General features: G+C 34.5%; 32 protein-coding genes. 14 read left to right on the plus strand and 18 right to left on the minus strand.

What is annotated here, in order from left to right:
• The first annotated feature begins 109 nt into the window (after window positions 1-109).
• Window positions 110-964 (plus strand): hypothetical protein, encoded by an 855-nt coding sequence (locus DKK79_RS08325; protein WP_110423672.1) that lies wholly within the window; start codon window positions 110-112, stop codon window positions 962-964.
• 28 nt (window positions 965-992) lie between these two features.
• Here the strand turns inward: DKK79_RS08325 and DKK79_RS08330 are convergent, their stop codons facing one another.
• From DKK79_RS08330 to DKK79_RS08355, 6 genes are all read right to left on the minus strand, one after another.
• The gene (locus tag DKK79_RS08330; RefSeq protein ID WP_110423673.1) at window positions 993-1,469 is read right to left on the minus strand and encodes a lysis system i-spanin subunit Rz; all 477 of its coding nucleotides are present in this window, start codon (window positions 1,467-1,469) and stop codon (window positions 993-995) included.
• A complete protein-coding gene (locus DKK79_RS08335) occupies window positions 1,469-1,909 on the minus strand; it encodes a D-Ala-D-Ala carboxypeptidase family metallohydrolase (protein WP_110423674.1) in 441 nt (146 codons plus the stop codon). Before DKK79_RS08335 ends, DKK79_RS08330 begins: the two co-directional genes overlap by 1 nt.
• On the minus strand, window positions 1,909-2,217 hold the full coding sequence (locus tag DKK79_RS08340) for a phage holin family protein (protein WP_220019119.1): 309 nt from the start codon (window positions 2,215-2,217) through the stop codon (window positions 1,909-1,911). The genes DKK79_RS08335 and DKK79_RS08340 overlap by 1 nt, the downstream gene beginning before the upstream one ends.
• A 179-nt stretch (window positions 2,218-2,396) precedes the next feature.
• A complete protein-coding gene (locus tag DKK79_RS08345; RefSeq protein WP_110423675.1) occupies window positions 2,397-2,912 on the minus strand; it encodes a hypothetical protein in 516 nt (171 codons plus the stop codon).
• A gap of 29 nt (window positions 2,913-2,941) precedes the next feature.
• Window positions 2,942-4,105 (minus strand): hypothetical protein, encoded by a 1,164-nt coding sequence (locus DKK79_RS08350; RefSeq protein WP_086360141.1) that lies wholly within the window; start codon window positions 4,103-4,105, stop codon window positions 2,942-2,944.
• 107 nt (window positions 4,106-4,212) lie between these two features.
• Window positions 4,213-4,911, minus strand: coding sequence for an endonuclease (locus DKK79_RS08355; protein WP_110423676.1), 699 nt, complete (start codon window positions 4,909-4,911; stop codon window positions 4,213-4,215).
• Between the two features lie 276 nt (window positions 4,912-5,187).
• On the opposite strand from DKK79_RS08355, the gene DKK79_RS08360 reads away from it, so the two are divergent.
• Window positions 5,188-5,376, plus strand: coding sequence for a hypothetical protein (locus DKK79_RS08360; RefSeq protein WP_065602100.1), 189 nt, complete (start codon window positions 5,188-5,190; stop codon window positions 5,374-5,376).
• Between the two features lie 352 nt (window positions 5,377-5,728).
• On the opposite strand, the gene DKK79_RS08370 is transcribed toward DKK79_RS08360, so the two are convergent.
• The 12 genes from DKK79_RS08370 to DKK79_RS08420 form a co-directional block, all read right to left on the minus strand.
• On the minus strand, window positions 5,729-6,082 hold the full coding sequence (locus DKK79_RS08370; protein ID WP_110423678.1) for an antiterminator Q family protein: 354 nt from the start codon (window positions 6,080-6,082) through the stop codon (window positions 5,729-5,731).
• Window positions 6,082-6,642: a recombination protein NinG gene (locus DKK79_RS08375; protein WP_110423679.1), complete on the minus strand. Its 561-nt coding sequence runs from the start codon at window positions 6,640-6,642 to the stop codon at window positions 6,082-6,084. Before DKK79_RS08375 ends, DKK79_RS08370 begins: the two co-directional genes overlap by 1 nt.
• Window positions 6,639-6,818 carry a hypothetical protein gene (locus tag DKK79_RS14500; protein WP_181415277.1) on the minus strand — a complete coding sequence of 60 codons (180 nt, stop codon included), beginning with the start codon at window positions 6,816-6,818 and terminating at the stop codon, window positions 6,639-6,641. Before DKK79_RS14500 ends, DKK79_RS08375 begins: the two co-directional genes overlap by 4 nt.
• Window positions 6,781-6,951, minus strand: a complete 171-nt coding sequence (locus DKK79_RS14505) for a hypothetical protein (RefSeq protein ID WP_181415278.1) — start codon at window positions 6,949-6,951, stop codon at window positions 6,781-6,783. The genes DKK79_RS14500 and DKK79_RS14505 overlap by 38 nt, the downstream gene beginning before the upstream one ends.
• A 10-nt stretch (window positions 6,952-6,961) precedes the next feature.
• Window positions 6,962-7,267: a hypothetical protein gene (locus DKK79_RS08380; RefSeq protein ID WP_110423680.1), complete on the minus strand. Its 306-nt coding sequence runs from the start codon at window positions 7,265-7,267 to the stop codon at window positions 6,962-6,964.
• Entirely contained in the window at window positions 7,267-7,713 is a 447-nt protein-coding gene (locus DKK79_RS08385; RefSeq protein ID WP_110423681.1) for a recombination protein NinB, read from the minus strand. Before DKK79_RS08385 ends, DKK79_RS08380 begins: the two co-directional genes overlap by 1 nt.
• Window positions 7,714-7,835: 122 nt before the next feature.
• Entirely contained in the window at window positions 7,836-8,096 is a 261-nt protein-coding gene (locus tag DKK79_RS08390; RefSeq protein ID WP_110423682.1) for a DUF3310 domain-containing protein, read from the minus strand.
• 358 nt (window positions 8,097-8,454) lie between these two features.
• Window positions 8,455-9,135: a replication protein P gene (locus DKK79_RS08400; RefSeq protein ID WP_110423684.1), complete on the minus strand. Its 681-nt coding sequence runs from the start codon at window positions 9,133-9,135 to the stop codon at window positions 8,455-8,457.
• Window positions 9,135-9,851, minus strand: a complete 717-nt coding sequence (locus DKK79_RS08405) for a replication protein (protein ID WP_110423685.1) — start codon at window positions 9,849-9,851, stop codon at window positions 9,135-9,137. Before DKK79_RS08405 ends, DKK79_RS08400 begins: the two co-directional genes overlap by 1 nt.
• Window positions 9,851-10,084: a helix-turn-helix domain-containing protein gene (locus DKK79_RS08410; protein WP_110423686.1), complete on the minus strand. Its 234-nt coding sequence runs from the start codon at window positions 10,082-10,084 to the stop codon at window positions 9,851-9,853. Before DKK79_RS08410 ends, DKK79_RS08405 begins: the two co-directional genes overlap by 1 nt.
• Complete coding sequence (locus DKK79_RS08415) at window positions 10,081-10,533, minus strand: YmfL family putative regulatory protein (RefSeq protein WP_110423687.1); 453 nt, start codon at window positions 10,531-10,533, stop codon at window positions 10,081-10,083. Before DKK79_RS08415 ends, DKK79_RS08410 begins: the two co-directional genes overlap by 4 nt.
• Before the next feature lie 64 nt (window positions 10,534-10,597).
• The gene (locus DKK79_RS08420) at window positions 10,598-10,816 is read right to left on the minus strand and encodes a transcriptional regulator (RefSeq protein WP_086365919.1); all 219 of its coding nucleotides are present in this window, start codon (window positions 10,814-10,816) and stop codon (window positions 10,598-10,600) included.
• A 133-nt stretch (window positions 10,817-10,949) separates the two neighbouring features.
• Between DKK79_RS08420 and DKK79_RS08425 the strand changes: the two genes are divergently transcribed.
• From DKK79_RS08425 to DKK79_RS08480, 12 genes are all read left to right on the plus strand, one after another.
• Window positions 10,950-11,600, plus strand: a complete 651-nt coding sequence (locus DKK79_RS08425; RefSeq protein WP_110423688.1) for an XRE family transcriptional regulator — start codon at window positions 10,950-10,952, stop codon at window positions 11,598-11,600.
• A gap of 52 nt (window positions 11,601-11,652) precedes the next feature.
• Entirely contained in the window at window positions 11,653-13,341 is a 1,689-nt protein-coding gene (locus DKK79_RS08430; protein WP_110423689.1) for an AIPR family protein, read from the plus strand.
• 488 nt (window positions 13,342-13,829) lie between these two features.
• Window positions 13,830-14,144, plus strand: coding sequence for a hypothetical protein (locus DKK79_RS08435; protein ID WP_110423690.1), 315 nt, complete (start codon window positions 13,830-13,832; stop codon window positions 14,142-14,144).
• A gap of 148 nt (window positions 14,145-14,292) precedes the next feature.
• A complete protein-coding gene (locus DKK79_RS08440; protein WP_110423691.1) occupies window positions 14,293-14,643 on the plus strand; it encodes a hypothetical protein in 351 nt (116 codons plus the stop codon).
• 31 nt (window positions 14,644-14,674) lie between these two features.
• Window positions 14,675-15,121 (plus strand): pentapeptide repeat-containing protein, encoded by a 447-nt coding sequence (locus tag DKK79_RS08445; RefSeq protein ID WP_110423692.1) that lies wholly within the window; start codon window positions 14,675-14,677, stop codon window positions 15,119-15,121.
• Window positions 15,114-15,386 carry a hypothetical protein gene (locus DKK79_RS08450; protein ID WP_110423693.1) on the plus strand — a complete coding sequence of 91 codons (273 nt, stop codon included), beginning with the start codon at window positions 15,114-15,116 and terminating at the stop codon, window positions 15,384-15,386. The genes DKK79_RS08445 and DKK79_RS08450 overlap by 8 nt, the downstream gene beginning before the upstream one ends.
• Window positions 15,387-15,626: 240 nt before the next feature.
• On the plus strand, window positions 15,627-16,400 hold the full coding sequence (locus DKK79_RS08455; protein WP_146212009.1) for a hypothetical protein: 774 nt from the start codon (window positions 15,627-15,629) through the stop codon (window positions 16,398-16,400).
• Between the two features lie 10 nt (window positions 16,401-16,410).
• On the plus strand, window positions 16,411-17,157 hold the full coding sequence (gene bet / locus DKK79_RS14780) for a phage recombination protein Bet (protein ID WP_110423695.1): 747 nt from the start codon (window positions 16,411-16,413) through the stop codon (window positions 17,155-17,157).
• Window positions 17,138-17,770 carry a lambda exonuclease family protein gene (locus DKK79_RS08465; protein WP_110423696.1) on the plus strand — a complete coding sequence of 211 codons (633 nt, stop codon included), beginning with the start codon at window positions 17,138-17,140 and terminating at the stop codon, window positions 17,768-17,770. The genes bet and DKK79_RS08465 overlap by 20 nt, the downstream gene beginning before the upstream one ends.
• 83 nt (window positions 17,771-17,853) lie before the next feature.
• Complete coding sequence (gene csrA, locus DKK79_RS08470; RefSeq protein ID WP_110423697.1) at window positions 17,854-18,021, plus strand: carbon storage regulator CsrA; 168 nt, start codon at window positions 17,854-17,856, stop codon at window positions 18,019-18,021.
• 304 nt (window positions 18,022-18,325) lie between these two features.
• Window positions 18,326-18,514 carry a hypothetical protein gene (locus tag DKK79_RS08475; protein ID WP_110423698.1) on the plus strand — a complete coding sequence of 63 codons (189 nt, stop codon included), beginning with the start codon at window positions 18,326-18,328 and terminating at the stop codon, window positions 18,512-18,514.
• On the plus strand, window positions 18,514-18,900 hold the full coding sequence (locus DKK79_RS08480; protein ID WP_110423699.1) for a single-stranded DNA-binding protein: 387 nt from the start codon (window positions 18,514-18,516) through the stop codon (window positions 18,898-18,900). The genes DKK79_RS08475 and DKK79_RS08480 overlap by 1 nt, the downstream gene beginning before the upstream one ends.
• Window positions 18,901-18,928 lie beyond the last annotated feature (28 nt).

Below are 18,928 nucleotides of genomic sequence, written 5' to 3' on the forward strand. Positions count from 1 at the left end.
GTAGTTAAAGTCTCAATTGATAAAAATTCTAAATCATATATTGATAAATTCATCATTAGCATCAATATCTATGAAATCAATTAATTTTTTATAAAAAAGGATTGTTAATATGATTGATAATATGATTGATAATGAAAAAGCAGAAGCAAAATCAAAAGAATACGGGCATTATTTGCAAAAAGCTATCCTCCCATTATATGTCAAAGATCATGATAGAAATCAATTTGATTATATTGCCACGTTAACACTAGTAACATACCGAAATAATTATGTCCTACTAACAGCAAAACATGCGCTTGAAAATATTAAAGACTTAAGAAAAAGTCTTTATTTCTTATTGACCGATGGTCGTTTCAATCCCATTCTTTCAAATCCACTCAGTAATGTTGAATTCATTCCTGACGTTGACCTTGCTATAATACATGTCTTTGAATTATATGATGGAAAATTATATTTTGACCTTAATATCAATAATTTTGATGAATCATTAATTAATTCAAAATGTTTTCACTGGATTGGTTACCCGAGTTCCCGTTCGAAAGGAGCAATATCGGGAAAAAAATCACCAAAAGCTACTGTGGATAGATTTATAGAATATAATTCCGACTCAATTAAAATGAAAACAATAAGATATTTCCATTTAAGATCAAAGTTGAAAGAAATTAACTCTGAAAAAATTGTTGGTTTGTATGATCAAAATAATGTAAGTAATCATAACGGAACTAAACGAAAAGGACCTAAGTTAAATGGGATGAGCGGAGGTGCAATGTATTTCCCTTTACATGATAGATATATTTTATTTGGTGACAAGAATAACTACAATGCTCATTTTATTGGCATAGGAATTGAACATCATAAGAACACTAATGAAATAATTGGTATTCATAGAAATTTAATAATAAAAAAACTTGATGAATATCTAGAAAAACAAAATGTTACAGTTAAATTAGGCTCAACATTATGATCCATAAATCTGAAAATAATGGTTTTCTTTAATTTATACACATAAACTCAGTGCTATTCTTTGGCGCTATCTCTTGACAATAATACTTTTGCCAGCCATCAATTATTGTTCTGTTGTAGTTGATGGCGTTGGTGAGATTGTAATAATCTTGTTGAGAAGATTTTGCAAGTCGTAGGGCTTGCTGAGCAGTATTGCTGGCGGTGGCACTACCTCGTTCGACAGATTCGACTTTGACGCGCAACTCGACAAGACCATTATCAATATCATTGCGAAGATTATCCGTATTAGTTTGACCATGCTTTATAGCCTCTATGATATTAGATTCTAGTTTTTTGATATTGTTGTTGCTGTTTTTATATTGAACAAATTCAGATTGGAGTTTATCCAAATAAGCTTTGGCAATTTTTTCATCTTGATAACACCTATATGCAAAATAAATGCTAAAAATAACAATAATTAATAATATTATCGGAGACAGCTTATAAAGTAGTTTTAATTTATCCATCAGACTAACCCATTGACGTAAACTGTTTTACCGCCCTGTTTTACCGCAGTTAACACGATTTGGCGGTTATTACTCGGACTAAATCCAATATGAACCCACTGGTTATGTTCTTGAATGAGCTTATCAAACTGAACGCCTGCATCGATTAAACGTTGGCAAATTTGTTTGGGATTGCCATAGTCACAGTGGAAATCAACGGCTAAACCTTTTGTGTGAGCGCTAGTCGATACACCGCCTACTCGTGCATTTAATAACGGACAACGATAACCAGACGTAATGATAATAGGTTTGCCCAACACTTTTCTGACTAATTCCAGTTTAGTAGCGGTTAATTTGACATTTGGAATTAAATCATCAGGTACAGAATTATCTATTTTCAATCGACTAGCTATTGTTGAGCGTGTGAATTCGTCTAATGTAAAATGCTCTGTTAGTTGCATTAGTTATCTCCTCGCGCCTTTTTGATTAACCGTTCTTCCAGCGCTTTAATTAGTGTTGCGCCCGACCAACCGGCTAGACCCGCCACACCGCCTGCTAATTCAAAATCTAAATTAAAATAGCTAGCACCTAGCACGACTAATGCTCCCGCAAATGTCGATACCGCTATTTGCGCCAATAACGTACCAATGCGGAACGTATCGCCGTTCATAATGTGGTAACAATAGCTAGCGAGTGAACCTAATAGAGTGATAAAAAATAAATAGACGATAACCGTCCAATTCATATTGTTTGGATCTTTAATAGGCATGATTAAATCTTCATGTTAGTTAATAGAAATGACAGCGTGCTAGCTAATGATATTTAATCGTGTGCGTGTCTAGTGTTGCTGTCTATACTGTAGAAGCCTCAGAACTGAGGATTTGATAAAAAAGACAATAAAAAACCCAGTAATAAATACTGGGTTAATTTAATGTTAATAAAAATTACTCATAAAAGTTTTTCTGTTTTTTTGTCACTTATTTGTTTATATAAATGATTAATGAAGCTTACACTTCTTTTAATTACTAAATAAACACAATAAATTTGATTTATTGCTAAAAAATTGATATATGTAACTGAAATTATTTTAAAAAGTGCTTTATTATTAATGTATAAATTAGTATTTATCAAAAAAGCGCTTGCAATATAGAAAACAATTATACCTATCATCACCACTGCAGATACAATAACTATTCCTACAATAGATTCTATCTTTCTAGCTTTCGCTCGGTCATTTTCTAAGTTTACATTTTCACCCTTAACAAGCCCTGCGATAGCCTCTGGATATAAATACGCTAACCATATCCCTGAAATCGCAAACACCATTGCTGAAGTATTTTGAAGCGCTGATATAATATTATCTAGTTTTGAAAAAGTTGTATATTCAGAAAAAATATACCCTACTACTAGCGATATTGCTAGTGCTAGTAGTAGTTTTATCAGAAGCCAATGTAACTTTTTCATATTGTTATCTCATCAAATTTAAAATATTTTTATGATGCCTTAGTTTTTTGCTTGTTTTTTTTCTCAAAAGCTATTTCTTCAAGTTGCTTATTTTTTGATTCAAGTACATTGTGGAGTAACATTGTTCGATTTGAATTAATTATTGCACAGAGTTTTAAAGCAGATAAATGATTATCCGTAGCCTTATCCCCTAAATCGCAACTAATAAAATCTCTTGCTATAAACTCTTCACACCATTTAGTTGCAGATTCTCTTTTCTCCCTAAACCCTATATTACTCCACTCAGAAGTTCCCATATTTCTTGCATCATAGTACTCATAAATATCTTCAAGCGTAACGCTTTCTAGATCTGATGGCATGATAACTTCAATATCTTTAGTTTTAATATTTGGTTTTTTTTTCTTTAGTGGATTTACAAGAGAATTAAACCAGCATTGTTCATTGTTAGAGTCTATAGCGCTAATCCTATCTCTAATAACCACATAGTTATACTTATTTCCTATCAATTGAGAAAAATAATCTTTACCTGATTGTTTAATTAACTGCTTTGACTCTATTTTAAAACGAAATCGACCTAAGTCATCACCAAAAGTGACCTGATAATACTTATAATCACGTTTATTTATGCTCTCTCTGTCGTACAAAAATTCTTTTCTACCAGGTAATGACGTCATTCGGAACAAAACAAAATCTCTTATATATCGCTCAAAAAGTGATTTATCTGTACAAGAATGAGGAAATTTTATTGTTGCAAAAACATTTAATTCAGATATATACCAATAATATGAAGGCAAACCCCATATTAATTTTTTGTCCGCATCCTTCTCATTTAACAAAATTGTATTATTAGTTTCATCATTAACGCTAGAATCAGGTTTAACACCTTGGATATTACCATTACCGTCAGTTACAGACTTCCATAAGACAAAAAATAAATCTTTTGTTTCTGGGCATTTATATAAGCTTTTACAATATGTTATCGAGTCCAAACGACCGTCTGTTTTATCTAAAGGGGATGTGTTTTGAAAATCTCTTTCTGAATCTTTTAACCAATCATATAATTTATCTAAAATATCATTTAAATTGATTGTTTCAAAACTAGGTGATAATGGGTCAGATCCAAATGGAACAAATCCACTGTCTATAACGTTATAAAGTGTTACATACCCTTTTTCATTAGGTTTTATTGACATTCAAGAATCCTAAAATATATATGCATATTTATATATATTATATATTTTACAAATAATTTTCATAGTTTTTTAAATCTGATAAATGTCACAATACTAATGATTAAAATTTAATTCATGCACTTTTCGGTAATAAACTTGTTGTCATTACCCTGAATTCGTTCTATTTGTCGATTTCTATCACATTCCCAGCCTTCGGGCGGGTACATCTCATTCCACGCTGTCATCAACTTACTTTCAGAATCTGATAAATTGATATTATATTTATCACGCATATAAAAATATGCGCGTGCAATCATGCCTCGAATTTCGTCACGAGGTTGAAATTTTCGCTCTTTAAAATCGACAGCTGATTGACATTGCCCGTACTGAGTAAATTCTTTTGTAAATTGTGAGTAGCGATAATTAGAGCGGTCGCCATTTACTTCTCCAATTGCTGGTTGCAAATTGTGCAGGTCACCTTCCATTGCATTGAATTTCGCATCTTTTTTACACTCATTGCGACCGCCATCACGCCAACATTGCAAGTGTCTACCAAAGTTTTCGGCGGGCATGACATGCTCCCACTCAATTCTAGATGCTCTTTGCTCATTTTTCCTCGGTGTATAGCCGCATTTGCTGAAATCTACCGAGCCTTTTTTACCGTCAAATGAAAACTCACACCCGCAATAAAAAGTAGTTTGCTCCGGATTTGCTGTGTAGATTTTAACTAAATGATTTTTTGCATTATTGAAATTTTGCTGAGCCGCGAATGCTGGTGTAGAGATTAAACAAAAAGATAGAAGAATAAATTTTTTTAAGAATTCCATTTCATTAACAACCAAATATATTTAAATTTTTGGATAAAAAGATTGACTTTTATAGTAGGATTCCCTACAATGATAAACATCAACAGGGAGTTGATAAGGTAAACCCCCGACCTAGGACGGAGGCTTAAGGAGAAGTAAAATGAAATCTAAAATACTCATTTTAATTCTGCTACTTTTGATAAGCTCGCCAGCATTCTAAAGTAGTTCAAAGGAGAGGGAAACCTCTCCGATGACCTTAAATATAACAACTGTTTATTTAAAAATCAAGGTGATTATATGGCACTAACAAGAGCTGAGATAAACCAACGTAGTAATGAAAAACGTGGTATAAAAAATAAAGGTTTTAAATTAAATGTAGATGATATAGCAATGATTAAACAAACCGCTATAGACTTTAATATGTCAGAAGCCAAGCTTGTAGTAGAAGCTATTAAGTTCTTTAAAGACAATAAAAAAGCCTCATAAGAGGCTTTCTTTGTAATTCAGTATTGCACGTTGTTCTTGTAGAGTAATTTCATTAAGATGTTTTCTTGGGTTACCACACATCCAACAAGAGCAAGCTGTTGGTGTTGTTACATGCCTTTTTAGCGATTTTCTAGAATCACCAGAATAAAAATCGTGCTTTCTATTATCTAGACATCGCTTAACTTGATGTCGTCTATATGCTCGTGTTCTCATAAAATTATTCACATATGGATAGCAAAAAGCCCAACTATTTCAGTGGACTTGTAATTTATGCGCTTTAAACCGCATCTTATACCAATTATATATGCGCATTTGCGCAAAGTCCAGCATTTTAATAACGCTTTTTTGAACTTTATGCTGCTTTTTTGAAAAAATCGTAAATATTGCCTCTTATAAACATCTCGGCTTGGTTTAATAAATTAATAATATCGTGAGGTCTTTTGCCTACAGCTTTAGCTTGAGCATTACACGAAACATCACGCAAATAGTACGCAGTTAATACAATCCACTGGTAATAATTATCAGCTTTAAGGGTTAACACCGCATTATCAACAATTTGCGCTTCTTCTTCGGTTAAATACTGACGGTAATCAAAATCCCTAGGCGCACCTTCAATTCCTGCAGATTTCGATGGATACTCAGTTCCTATTCTTTTCAAAATACGTGTGTTCTTCCACGCTGTCAGAATGTCTTTAGTTTCTCTCACTATGCACCTCGTTTTAATTCTCGTAATTTATTTTTATACTCAGTCTGAATTGCTTTTATTTGCTCAATAGTGTATTTTTTCGGCTCATGTTTCCCCTCCAACCATTCGACATCCTCTACACCGATTTTTTTCACTAAATTGATTCTATACTCAACTATGTTGCCTGACTTGTGGTTATTGCACGCCGAGCATTGTTTATGTACATTTAACTCACAAAAACGCAGTTCAGGACACGCGCCAACACTCCGATAATGCCCTGCGTGGTACTGTCCCTGATGATGACGCCCACAACTGATGCACGGCTCGTTTTTATCTCGTTCTCGAATAAACGCATTAAATGCAGTTTGTGCATCTTTTAAATGTTCTGAGCGTGTTTTAATCCTTTCTTTCTTTATTTTAAATATTGCTCTTTGTATCCGTTCCTGTTTGTGATTCTCTGTACCATATTTAATTGCACATTCGAATGAACAGGCAAAAGCCAGTGAATTGAACGGCAAGAACTTCTCACCGCACACTCTACACTTTTTCTGTTTTATTGTTTTCTGCGCTTCTTTTTTCATTGTTTGTACTTCGTTTTATCAAGATAGAATTTACCGCAAGAGCCTTTTATCTGACCATCGGCTGTAATCAACGGTCTAGCACAAACAAATAAACCTAAATCTACGTTGTAGACACATTTGCCATCACATTCAGGACATTTAAATCCAGTCGGCAGTGTTTTGTGTTTTCTCGGCATTCTGCGCCTCATTTTTTTTATTTAAATTATTTCGATTAATTATTTCTCTGCGCTGTTCGTGTAAAAATTTTAATAAACTCTCAGCCTCTGCAATTCGTTCATCTATTGTTTTTAATTGTTCTAACTCGTTCATTTTGCTAACCTTATGCTTCTCTTATCATTTTTTTTATTTCATCAATGGTTAAATTAACTGAAACGATGTTGAATACTGGGTCACCCAGAAAATGTATGTCTGTAACAAATCCATTTTCACGCTCAAAATTAATCAGTGATGTTATTTTATCTATCGGTATTGATATTTGATTTGCATTCACATTAGTTTTATGTATAGCTATAAATTCCGATTTAATATCAATAAATTTAGGAACATTACTCATCGTTTTTAACGCGTCTTGAATCAAATTTGTCTGTAATTGCTCAAACTGTTTATCTGTTAATCTAATTTCCATCATGCCACCTGTTGCATTTTTAATTTTTGATATTCGCTGTCACTTGGTATTCTCAATCTAAACCCGTTCTGACTAGCCCAAACTTCAATTTGTTGCAAATAAAAGTGCATTTCCCCTATATCAAGTTTTGATGTTTTTCGTAGTTGTTGAGTTACTGTTTTTTCACCTGTTAATAGGTTTGTGTGCTCGACATCTTCATAGCCTAAAAACATTTCTTTTAAATCAAGTTTGACGCTTTCTGTAGTGTAGTTATTTGTTTTCGTTCTGGCGTTAGCCTGTTTTGCTAAATCGTCATACCACATATGTGATAATGAGTTCTGATCGATAGTGCGCTTATCTTTCCAAATTTTTATAATCAGTCTGTATCGTTTTCCGCTTTTAGCTAATTCCAATAACGTGTTAAAAATCGATTTAATATTGGTTTCGTGTAGACAAAGATCATCCATTGTTTTCACCTGATAACTTTCTTTTTTTACAAAACAAACCTAGTGCGCAACGCCAAAGCTGATATGAGAAAATAAAGAAACCGTAAGCCGCAAAAGCTATAATGACTAAAGTTATTATTTGATCACTCATCAAACATTCCATCTTTATAATCCCAGCATAAGTGGCGATATTTTTTAAACAGTATTTCGAATTGATTTGCCTTCGCTATATCCTGCAACGCGTCATCTTTTTTACCCGCACGTAGGCGATATCCTAAAATACTACCTAGACACCAACCCTTATATTGCTCAACCGTCAGTATGCGCGCGACAATTTCGACTGCCTGCACGTCCTCAAATAACTGATAATGTTTTGGATTTATAACATTCATTTCATAACTCATACTAAACCCTCACACACTTAAAATTGCGGACTTGTACATCGATTTTAGAATTACCGAAGACCCCCTTCACTGTAGCCATTTGTTTTATTAACTCGCGTTCAGTCATTCTTGAATCACGATTTAATAGAACAGTTCCCCACTCCTGAAACCCTTTTTTTACTTCTGCACTTATTTGATATTTTCTAGCCATTTTTGTATTAACCCTCTCAATTTTTCTCTTTCTTCATCAGTAAATTTCTTTGCTCGTTCTGCTAACTAATATTTAACTTTTGCTACATTTGCGCCACATTTTCTGATTTCTGTCACATAGTCATATGCGATTTTGTCTAGCATGTGATGCTCACCGAGCAAGCAGTGATTAACTCGACGTGACATGACCAAAACCAAATTTTTGTTTTATCTCTTCAAGCTTGGATAACTGTATCTCATTAGATAGCGGTCTTTCTTCAACTTTTTTAGGTAAAGCCTTGTTCGGTGTTGGAATGACATAACCTTTCATTATTTTTTTGGCCATTTCGGCAATCATTTTTTCCGCTCTTAACTGTAATTTTTCTATCCCTAAATTTTCATCTTGCATTATTCGGTGGAGGTCGTTTATCAGCCAATAATTAGCATCACTGCCGTAATCGTAATCGCAAAAATCATCAAACCCTTTGTATTTACCGAATTCAATAACGGCTTTAGTCAAGCATTCAGCGGTTGGTAGCCCGTATTGCTCTGTTAACCCTTTTTCACACCATCCGATAAATTGCCCTACCGATGGCATAAATGGATTACTTTGTTGTCTGGCTATACGCATACCTGCATTGATCATTGCTGGATTGATGCCATTTTCAATAAAACCAATTATCCATTGCCGTTTAATTGCATTCTCGTCGTTATGATTTAGAGTGTGGAACATCGCTGGGCATGCGGCTCTAAGTTGACTAAATAATTTATTTACAACCTCCGCAACCTGTTCTTTCTGCTGTTGTTTTTTTGGCTTGTCAACGGCATTAACGATGTTAATTTGCGGGACTAATTCGGCAATATTTTTCATCAGAACATTTCTCCATCAAGGTTGTTTATCCATGACGTATCACTTGAGTTGCTAACAGCAGTGTTATTCTTGAGAGGAAACAGACCCTGCCAACCATTCATAATCGATTGGTTAATTATCAATTCAGGATTTGCCTGCGCTTCCAGCATTTGAGATTGTTTTACCCACGATTGTGGTTGCAGTTTTTTACCTAACGAATTTCTGTAATCAATCCAGTTTTTCCAAACGTCAATACTCACGTTTTTTGGTTTAACAGTCATAGGGTCAAAATCATTGTCCCCTTTTTTTGTAATATTGTTTTTTATAGTGTCTTTTGTAGAGTGACATTTTTTGTTACTGGTGGCAGGTACATTTTTTGTCTCTGGTTCAATGCATTTTTTGTCACTGGTAGCATTTTTTGTACCTACATTTTTTGCTACTGGTTCGGACGGTTCTAAAACCAGTGAATATTCAGTTATTCCACCATTATTTTTAATGGCATTAATTAACCCTAAATTAGCTAATTCAGTTAGCGCCGTGTAAATAGTTCGTCTGTCCTTGATTCCTAAATAATCCATAAACTGTGACGCGCTGATTTTGTCGCTATTTTTACCCCAGCCAGTAGTTTTACGAGTTATTAGGAGATAACATCGCAATGCATTGGCTGACATTTTCGCCATTAACTCATCAACGACAGCATTAGGAACCTGAAAAGAATTAGCTATAAACTGGCTCATTACTCACCTCTCATCGAATATTCAGCGTACTGAACACCATTCTCATGGACTAAACGGCTATCAATATCAAAACCAGCCTGTTTCAGGTCGTAAATACGCGCACCAAATCTAAAACAGCCGTATAATTTCAACGCCTGTAACGGATTAATCGTTTTACCACTCTGCAAATGCATTAATATCCTCTCGCATTGACTCAGTGTTTTGTTTGTTTTCATATTCATATTCATTTTCATTGCTTCTTATGCAAATTAATTGTGTTTTCGGTGAGCGTTCTATTAATCTTGTTGGCAATATCTGTTTTATGCCTAATATCCTCAGCCTCTTTTTCATCGATAACGCCATCGTTTGCTATAGCCTCATGAATTGCTGTTGCTACAGCACCATTTGCTTTGGCAGCCTCCAGACTCATCATGTATAGGTCGAAATTTTCGAGCTGCTCCGCTTTCATTTTGGTTACAACTAGACAACCAGCCTGTTCGGCATAAAACTCAGCAACTAGCGCGGTTTTACTTAAATTTTGCAAAGCCAGCAGTTCATCACCGCTGAAAAATCTAGTACCTTTGTTTTCGTAACGTCGATCATTAAATGCTGATATTGATAAACCTAGATAGCTAGCGGCTACCTCGACGCCTCCGTCTATGCTATTCAATAGGTCATTTATTAGTTTTTTCTTGTTACCCATATTTCATACCCTCTGGTTTGGGTTACTTTTAAAAAAGTTGTTATGTATAGTTAAGACCTAATAATTACTCGTGAGGGAAAAGTAATGGTAAATCAGGTCTAATTTCATAAGCTTTAACAACACCATTTGTTGCTTCTACAATTAGCGGGACAATCTCAGGGCTAACATCTGATTTGTTATTAGCCCATTTCCAGACGCTTGTTTGTGTTTTTCCGCACGCTTTCGCTAATTTGGCTTGGCTTCCAACAATTGAAATGGCTTTTTTTATTGCTGTGTTTTCCAATTGAAACCTCTCTTTAACACCATAAGTTGTTAAACTTTAACATTTGGCAAAACACCAGTCAACAACTTATGGTGTTTTACTTTTAAAAACTTAGGTTGTATTTTGTTTTAATCAACAATGGCGGAGATTTATTATGAGCCTTGCAGACAGATTAACTTTAGCTATGAGAATAAAAGGTATTTCTCAAGCTGCTTTAGGTGAGGGCGTTGGAGTTTCTCAGACAACAATTTGGAAATTAATGAACGGAAAAACCTCAAGCAATAGAAAACTATATGAAATTGCTGATTATTTGAAAATCAATCTGAACTGGTTGGTCAGTGGAGATGGTGAAATGGAAAATAATCAGCCCAAAAATGAAATTGAGTATATAGGGAACATAAAAGAAGGAACAATAATAGTAAAAGGAGAAGCTATAATGGGTACAGATGGAGCCTTTCAGATGGATGAGGACTTCAATGGACGCTTAAAATTTCATAGTGATGACCCTCATGCTTTCGCATTAAAAGTAAAAGGTGATTCAATGTTCCCTCGTATTAATTCTGGTGAATTTGTTGTTATTGAACCGAATATAGTTCCTTGTTCGGGGGATGAAGTTTTAGTACGTACTAAAGATGGGCGTAATATGATAAAAAAATTAGAATTTCATAGAGATTGTGTATATAGGTTTACCAGTATAAATCAAGATCATCCACCGATTACTCTTGATGAAAACCAAGTTGACAAAATAATGTTTGTTTCGGCTATTGTTAAATCAGCTAGGTATTTGGATGTACACGAAATTTAAGGTTTATTTTAGTTAACATATTGGATATTAATCAAATAATAGGATTGAAGAAATGAGTATCATTCATGTAAATCAAATCGCAACGAAAGTTAAAGAGCTTTTTGGGGATTTAATCGATACATCAGACCTAAATAAAACCGATTCTCAGTATGAATTAAAAAAACTTTCAAGATGCTTAGCAGCATATGCAGTTTTTTGTATAGGAGGATCTTCTGAAATCGAAGCAGCCAGTTCAGTAATAGATGGAGCAAATGATAATGGTATTGATGCAATTTATTACTCCCCTGCGACAAAAAGAATGATTTTAGTTCAATCTAAATGGTCGATAAGAGGAACTGGAGAACCAGATAATGGAGATATCCGAAAATTTAAAGATGGTGTAAGTGATTTAGTAAGTTTAAGCTTTGATAGATTTAATTCCAAAGTTGAAAAAATGCGTAATATGGTTGAAGCAGCATTAACTGCCTTTGATACAAAATTTGATATAGTTCTAGTACATACAGGTAACAAACTTCTTAGTGAACATAATCAAAGAATAATGGATGATTTAGTATTGGAGCTAAATGACGCTGGAGATGGTTCAAGTGATGATATTGTAATTTTTCATCAATTAAACCAGGCACGAATTCATACTAGCTTAGCTAAAGGCGTCGAAGGTGAACCAATAAAATTAGAAGTTGGGTTATCCCAATGGGGAAAAATAGAGGATCCTTATTTGGCTTTTTTTGGAATTGTATCTGGGGATGAAGTATATGAATGGTATAAATTACACGGGAATAAACTTTTTTCTAAAAATATAAGACAAATGTTAGGCTCAACTGATGTTAACGATGAAATCAAAAATACTATTGAGAATCATCCAGATAAATTTTGGTATTACAACAATGGTATAACATTAATTGCTGATAAAGTAAAAAAATCTATGGCGGGCGGTAACGCTAAAGATATTGGTTCTTTTCAATTAAGTAATGTAAGCGTTGTTAATGGCGCTCAAACAGTAAGTTCAATTGGTGGTACTAGTGAATCCAAAAAAGAAAAATTGATAAAAGTAAGAGTTCCAATAAAAATTATCTCGCTTGAAAATACCGAACCAAATTTTGGATCCTATGTCACCAAAAATAATAATAGACAAAATAGAATTGAAAATAGAGATTTCGTTTCGTTAGATGATCAACAAATACGATTAAGAACCGAACTTGCTATTGATGGTATCGAATATTGCATTGTGCGTTCAGAATTATTTAAACCCACTGAATCATCTTTTGATTTAATAGAAGCAACTACAGCACTGGCATGTGTTTCAAAACAATCATCATTAGCGGTTCAAGCAAAAAGAGAAATTGGTAAATTTTACGAAAACTTGAACAAACCAATTTATAAATCAATATTTAATCAAGAAACTACTGGTAAGTTTATATTCAACTCAGTTATGTGCCTAAGAGCTGTGGAAAAACTAATCAAGAAAAATATTAAGTTATTAGAGTCTAAAAGTGGAAGAAATTATGGCATTCTTGTGCATGGTAACAGAATGTTAGCTTTATTAACTTTTAGTAAATTGAATATTAACGAATTAGCTAAATCCAGTAACTTTATGATAGATGAAAATAAAATCGAAAACGCTTTTAATGATAGTTTAAATGAATTAGATGAACAAATAGAGACTTATTATCAAGGTAAAATCCTAAGTTCATTATTTAAAAATTTTTCTATATGCAAGAATATTTATCAAAATATAATCTAAATTCAATCCTATTTGATCCTATTTGATCCTAGCTGCTATTAAAAGCAGCTTTTTTATCCCATAATCAACCTCCTCTTTTTGAACAATAAATAATCAATCAAATAATTATAAAATCTAATTATATCAAACAAATAAAAACTTTAGTTGTAACTATCAACAACTTTTATGTCATTTTAACAACTTTAGGTGTTGCCATTAATAACAACTTATGTTGTAATAATCACATCAAAACAAATCAACCTTTAAAAATTAAATTTGTTTGATAGCAATCACAGCTGTACGCATCGGGTGAGCGACTTAATCACTCCTAGCCTCGAGAGAGACCGACTAGCCATCAAGTTCTTTAGTAAATAGATTGCTAATTAGTATTCAAATCAAAGCCCATTTGAATAGTGGGCTTGAGTTTGAAATTACTGACAGCTGGAAAGACAGCAACTACTACATCCGCTTTGCCCTCTTTATGAGGGCTTTTTTGAGGAATTATTCAAATGGATAAAAAAATTAAAGAAGCTAATGATTTAACTAACAAATTAATCTCTGATGCTGTTAAAAATATTCAATCAAATGATGACGATTACATCATAGATTATTTTTCTGAATTAATATCATCAATCAAAATTAAACTGGGTGCTACACAATTCAAGGATTTAAAAAACTCATTAAAGGCAGAAATTAGTATTCGACCAGATTTCATGAGCGTTCTAGATAGCGCAATAGTTTTTGCTAAAAGAATAATATATCTAAATTTAATTCTAAATCAATCACGGCTTGGCGCGTGCCGTAAAAGCGCTATTTATTTCTAACATCCTTTGCCCTCTTTGTGAGGGCTTTTTTACAGGACTAAAACAATGAATTACACAGAATGGAAACAAGAATATTTATAACTTTTAATTTGGCTGATAAAACAGCATGAATATTCAAAAAATCACACCCAGGATTGAGGAATAAATTATGAACAGATTAGAAATAACAAAGTGTAACGAAGAAAAGATATTGAACTCATTTTATTGCGAATTAAAAGAGCAAGGTTTTTCATTCAAAATTTACGACGGTGAGCTATTTAATTCTGTGAGTTCATTAAACGATATATTAGATTTATATCATGACCTCGACGTAATGCACATCCATGTTCAGAAAGGTGACTATAACGCTAGTGCGTCATTTATTTTCGGAAATGGAGAGGATGGGATTTATTGTATGTATGATTATTCGTTTTCATTACAAGAAAAAAAATTACTTACTAAAACATTTGAACTGATTGAAGAATTAGCAGATGAAAGATGTAAAAAAGCCCTTAGTTAAGAGCTTTTTTACAGAATATGAGGAATAGACAATGGATAAAATATTGGAACAGCATAAAATTTGGCTATCGTCTGGCGGTGAGGAAGGAAATCAGGCATACCTGAGAAATGCAAACCTGAGTAGTGCAGACCTGAGGGATGCATACCTGATAGCTACAGACCTAAGCGGTGCATACCTGAGAAATGCAGACCTGAGTGGTGCTAATCTGAGAGGTGCAAACCTTGCTCGGACTATCCTACCTAACTCAACATTCATAATATTCGGTGAAAAATATTTTATTTCAATATGTGGTTATTGTGTCAGAGCGGGTTGTCAGTGTCATTCAGTTAATGAATGGCGTCAATTTAGCAAACGCGACATTTTCGATATGGACGGTAAAAATTCTCTTAAATTTTACCCTCGCCTACTAGATATTATTGATTTTTATTGTGGTAAAGGTGAGCGACCTGAATGGTTAAAGGAGCAAAACAATGACTAATGAACAAGTTATAGAGCGATTAAAGCAAGGCAATTGGTATGTTGAATGTTATGCATATTCAGAAACTTATACACTATTGTGCGCATGTGACGATGCAGGGATAAAATGGCGTACGAGCGTTAAAGCAACTGATTTCATACCTAAAGCATTAGATTTATTAGAAATTGGCTGTAGAACAGCAGGTAGGGTATTTCATGCTCCTTACAACCATATTGTGGAAAAAATGGATATGAAAACATCACCAACTGGTTCTTTGATGCAATAAAAAGGAATGAGGTGCATGCATGAAAACATTACCGACTGATTATGTCGGTTGTACAAACGTTACAAACCGACACAAGAAATTAACTAAGGGCGACAAGGCGTACGCCCTTTTTTCTGCCCTAATTTTATTGTTTGGTAGTTTATTTATATTGTTTAGCTGGATGTTAGATGTGGCGTCTAGTTAATAACGATTTTTTGTGAAATAGACTGATATATATTGAGAAATATAGGATTTATGGAAATGACTACAAATATTATCGAAATAAAAAGCATGATTCCAGTAGGTTATGCTGACCGTGAAGCATTTTTTTTAAACGAAAATAACGAGGCGCAAGCACTGATTGACGAAGTAGCAAAATACTATTCCTCACTGACATTCGAGGGAGCAGATGGCAAAACACCTGCTGGGCGAAAAGCTATTAAGGATTTAGCCGCGGAATTGAATAAAAACATTAAGGAGATAGATAACGCTGGCAAAGATATCGTCTCTATATTAAAAGCCAAGCCGAGCAAAATTGACGCTACACGAAAAAAAATCAGGGATTCACTGGGTGAATTGTATGACGAAATAAGACGACCAGTAGTCGAGTATGAAGCCGAACAGGCTCGAATTAAAGCGGAGGAGGAGGCGAAAATTGAGGCTCAACGCAGAGCCGAACAAGAAGAACTGTCGCGACTAAGAGCAGAAAAAGAACAGCGAGATAGAGAGGCGCGGATTGCTGAGGAAGCCGCTGAAAAAGCTCGACTCGATGCGGACAACCGCGCCCGCGAGGCTGAACTCGCTCTACAGCGTGAACGCGAAGAAACCGCGCGGAAAGAACGTGAAAGACTGGCTGAAATTCAACGAGCACAGGAAGAAGAAGCTAGACGGATTGCGGATGTGGAACATAAAAGGCAAGTTAAATATTCAGCATTCAAATGTTTACTTGAAAATAGCATTGATAAAGATACCGCAATAAAAATCGTAAATATGATAGATGACGGTAAGGTCAAAAACGTTTTTATTAAATATTAGGAATATAGAAATGAGTGGAAATAAATTAAGTGAATTAACTCTCACATTATCAAAAAAATTAGAGTTAGGAAGTCCTGAAGGGCTTCTTGATGTACTAAAGAACACGGCATTTAAAAGTAATGCTAACGATGATCAATTAACTGCACTTTTAATTGTTGCTAACCAATATTCATTAAATCCATGGACAAAAGAAATCTATGCATTTCCTGATTCACGGAATGGAATTGTACCAATTGTTGGTGTTGATGGCTGGGCACGAATAATTAATCAGAATCCACAATTTGACGGAATGGAGTTCGATCAAGATGATGAAAAATGCACATGTAAAATCTATCGAAAAGATAGAAAACACCCTATTTCAGTAACTGAGTGGATGTCCGAATGCAAAAGAGATAGTGCTCAGCCATGGAAAACTCACCCTAAAAGGATGTTGCGCCATAAAACAATGATTCAGTGTGCAAGGTTAGCGTTTGGTTTTGCTGGTATTTATGATCAAGATGAAGCCGAAAGAATCATTGAGGGTTCAGCAACAGAGGTTAATACAGGCAAACAATCAGATGACAGAAGACCTAAATTGATAAAACAGTGTGAAGAAGCCGCACAGAAAGGGCTTGAGGTTTTCGGTGAATTTTGGATGTCACTCAATCAACACGACAGAAAAATCATTGGTAACGATGAAAAAGAAAGAATTAAAAGCTTATGTCCAGTCGATGCAGAATTTAAAGAGGTAAAACAGGATGACAACAACCCATTCTAACGAAATTGAGCAACGTACAGATGCGTGGTTTACAGCAAGATTAGGCAAAGTTACTGCAAGTAAAATAAGCGATGTAATGGCAAAAACTAAAAGCGGGTATTCTGCCTCACGCCAAAATTACATGGCACAATTAATCTGCGAACGATTAACCCAGTCACCAACTGAAACCTATTCTAATGCCGCAATGCAACGAGGCACGGAATTAGAACCTGTCGCCAGAGAAATATATATCCTAAATCAATTTGATGTAACAGTAACTGAGGTGGGTTTTGTACCTCATCCTACAATCGAAAATGCAGGCGCTAGCCCAGACGGGCTAGTAAATGATGACGGTCTGATTGAAATTAAATGCCCTAACACATGGACGCATTTAGAATTTATGCAATCTCTAACGCCGAAACGTGAATACCTATTACAAATGCAATGGCAAATGATTTGTACAGGACGAAAATGGTGTGATTTTGTTAGCTATGATGATCGTCTACCTGAAAATTTAAGTTTCAAATGTGTGCGAATTTATCATGATGATGTACTAACAAAAGAAATTGAGACGGAAGTTATTAAATTTTTACAGGAACTGGACGATCGGATTAAAAAGATTGAGGCTAATTAGCAAACCCGACCCGTTTAAAAATCAATAACCGCCAAATAGGCGGTTTTTTATTAACTTAATAAACAGAATTATAAGGAGATCAAATGTTAATTTTAACTAGGAGAGTGGGCGAATCAATAATTATTGGTGAGGATATTGTTATTACTGTTCTAGGCGTGAAAGGTAATCAAGTCAGAATTGGTATTGATGCACCTAAAAATGTGTCTGTGCACAGAGAGGAAATTAAACGCAAAATTGATGCACAAAAATAACCAATTTCGTCTGTAGTCACGCCGACGGCGACAGAGTGACAACCTATATAAATTAAAAATTGGAGTACGGAAATGACAATACACACTCATACCGACATCACATATCAATGTGATGTGTGTCACAAAAAATCAAACAAAGCTCCCTCAGACATTTTAAATATTTTGAACGTCCACAGTTTAGATTCATCAATTAAATTAAGCCTGAAAATAATTTTTTCGTACGAGTGGTCGCCAGACGCAATCATTTGCAATGATTGTGTTCTCAAGTATTTAAAAGAATTCATCAAGAAACAGGAGCTAGAAAATGGCTAAATTTACAGGCACGTTTGTGCATTTAGTAGAAATCACATATCAATTTGAAGTTGAGGCAGATAATCAGGAAGAGGCGCGTAAAAAGATTGAAGATGATCCGTTTGAATATCTAAAAAGTAGCGAGCCATATGATGAACAAGGGCTTGATGTTAAAGAGATTGAATTTAAGGAGACAATATAATGTCTATTAATACAATGACAGTAACAGGTAATGTGGGTGCAAATGCTGAATTGCGTTACTTACAACAAGGTACGGCAGTTGGTGAATTTAATTTACCAGTAAAACAAGGATTCGGTGATAATCAAAAAACATCGTGGATTAAGTGTGTGCTCTGGGGAAAAGTAGCCGAAGCGTATGCTCCAAGCATCAAAAAAGGTGATTTGCTTGCAGTTAGTGGTGAGTTTTATGTCGAAGAATGGACTAAGGACGGCGTGACACATCTAAAACCTTGCTTGCGAGTAAATCAAATTCAGCCAACAAAAAAGCTTGATACTCAAACTAAGCCACAAACACAGGAGCAAGGGCAAGCTCAAGAAGAACCACTAGAGGACGATATACCTTTTTAAATCATGCGCTTAATTAAATATATCCGCT

Origin of the sequence: Gilliamella apicola (genome assembly GCF_003202915.1) — a bacterium.
Lineage (GTDB): Bacteria > Pseudomonadota > Gammaproteobacteria > Enterobacterales > Orbaceae > Gilliamella > Gilliamella apicola_Q.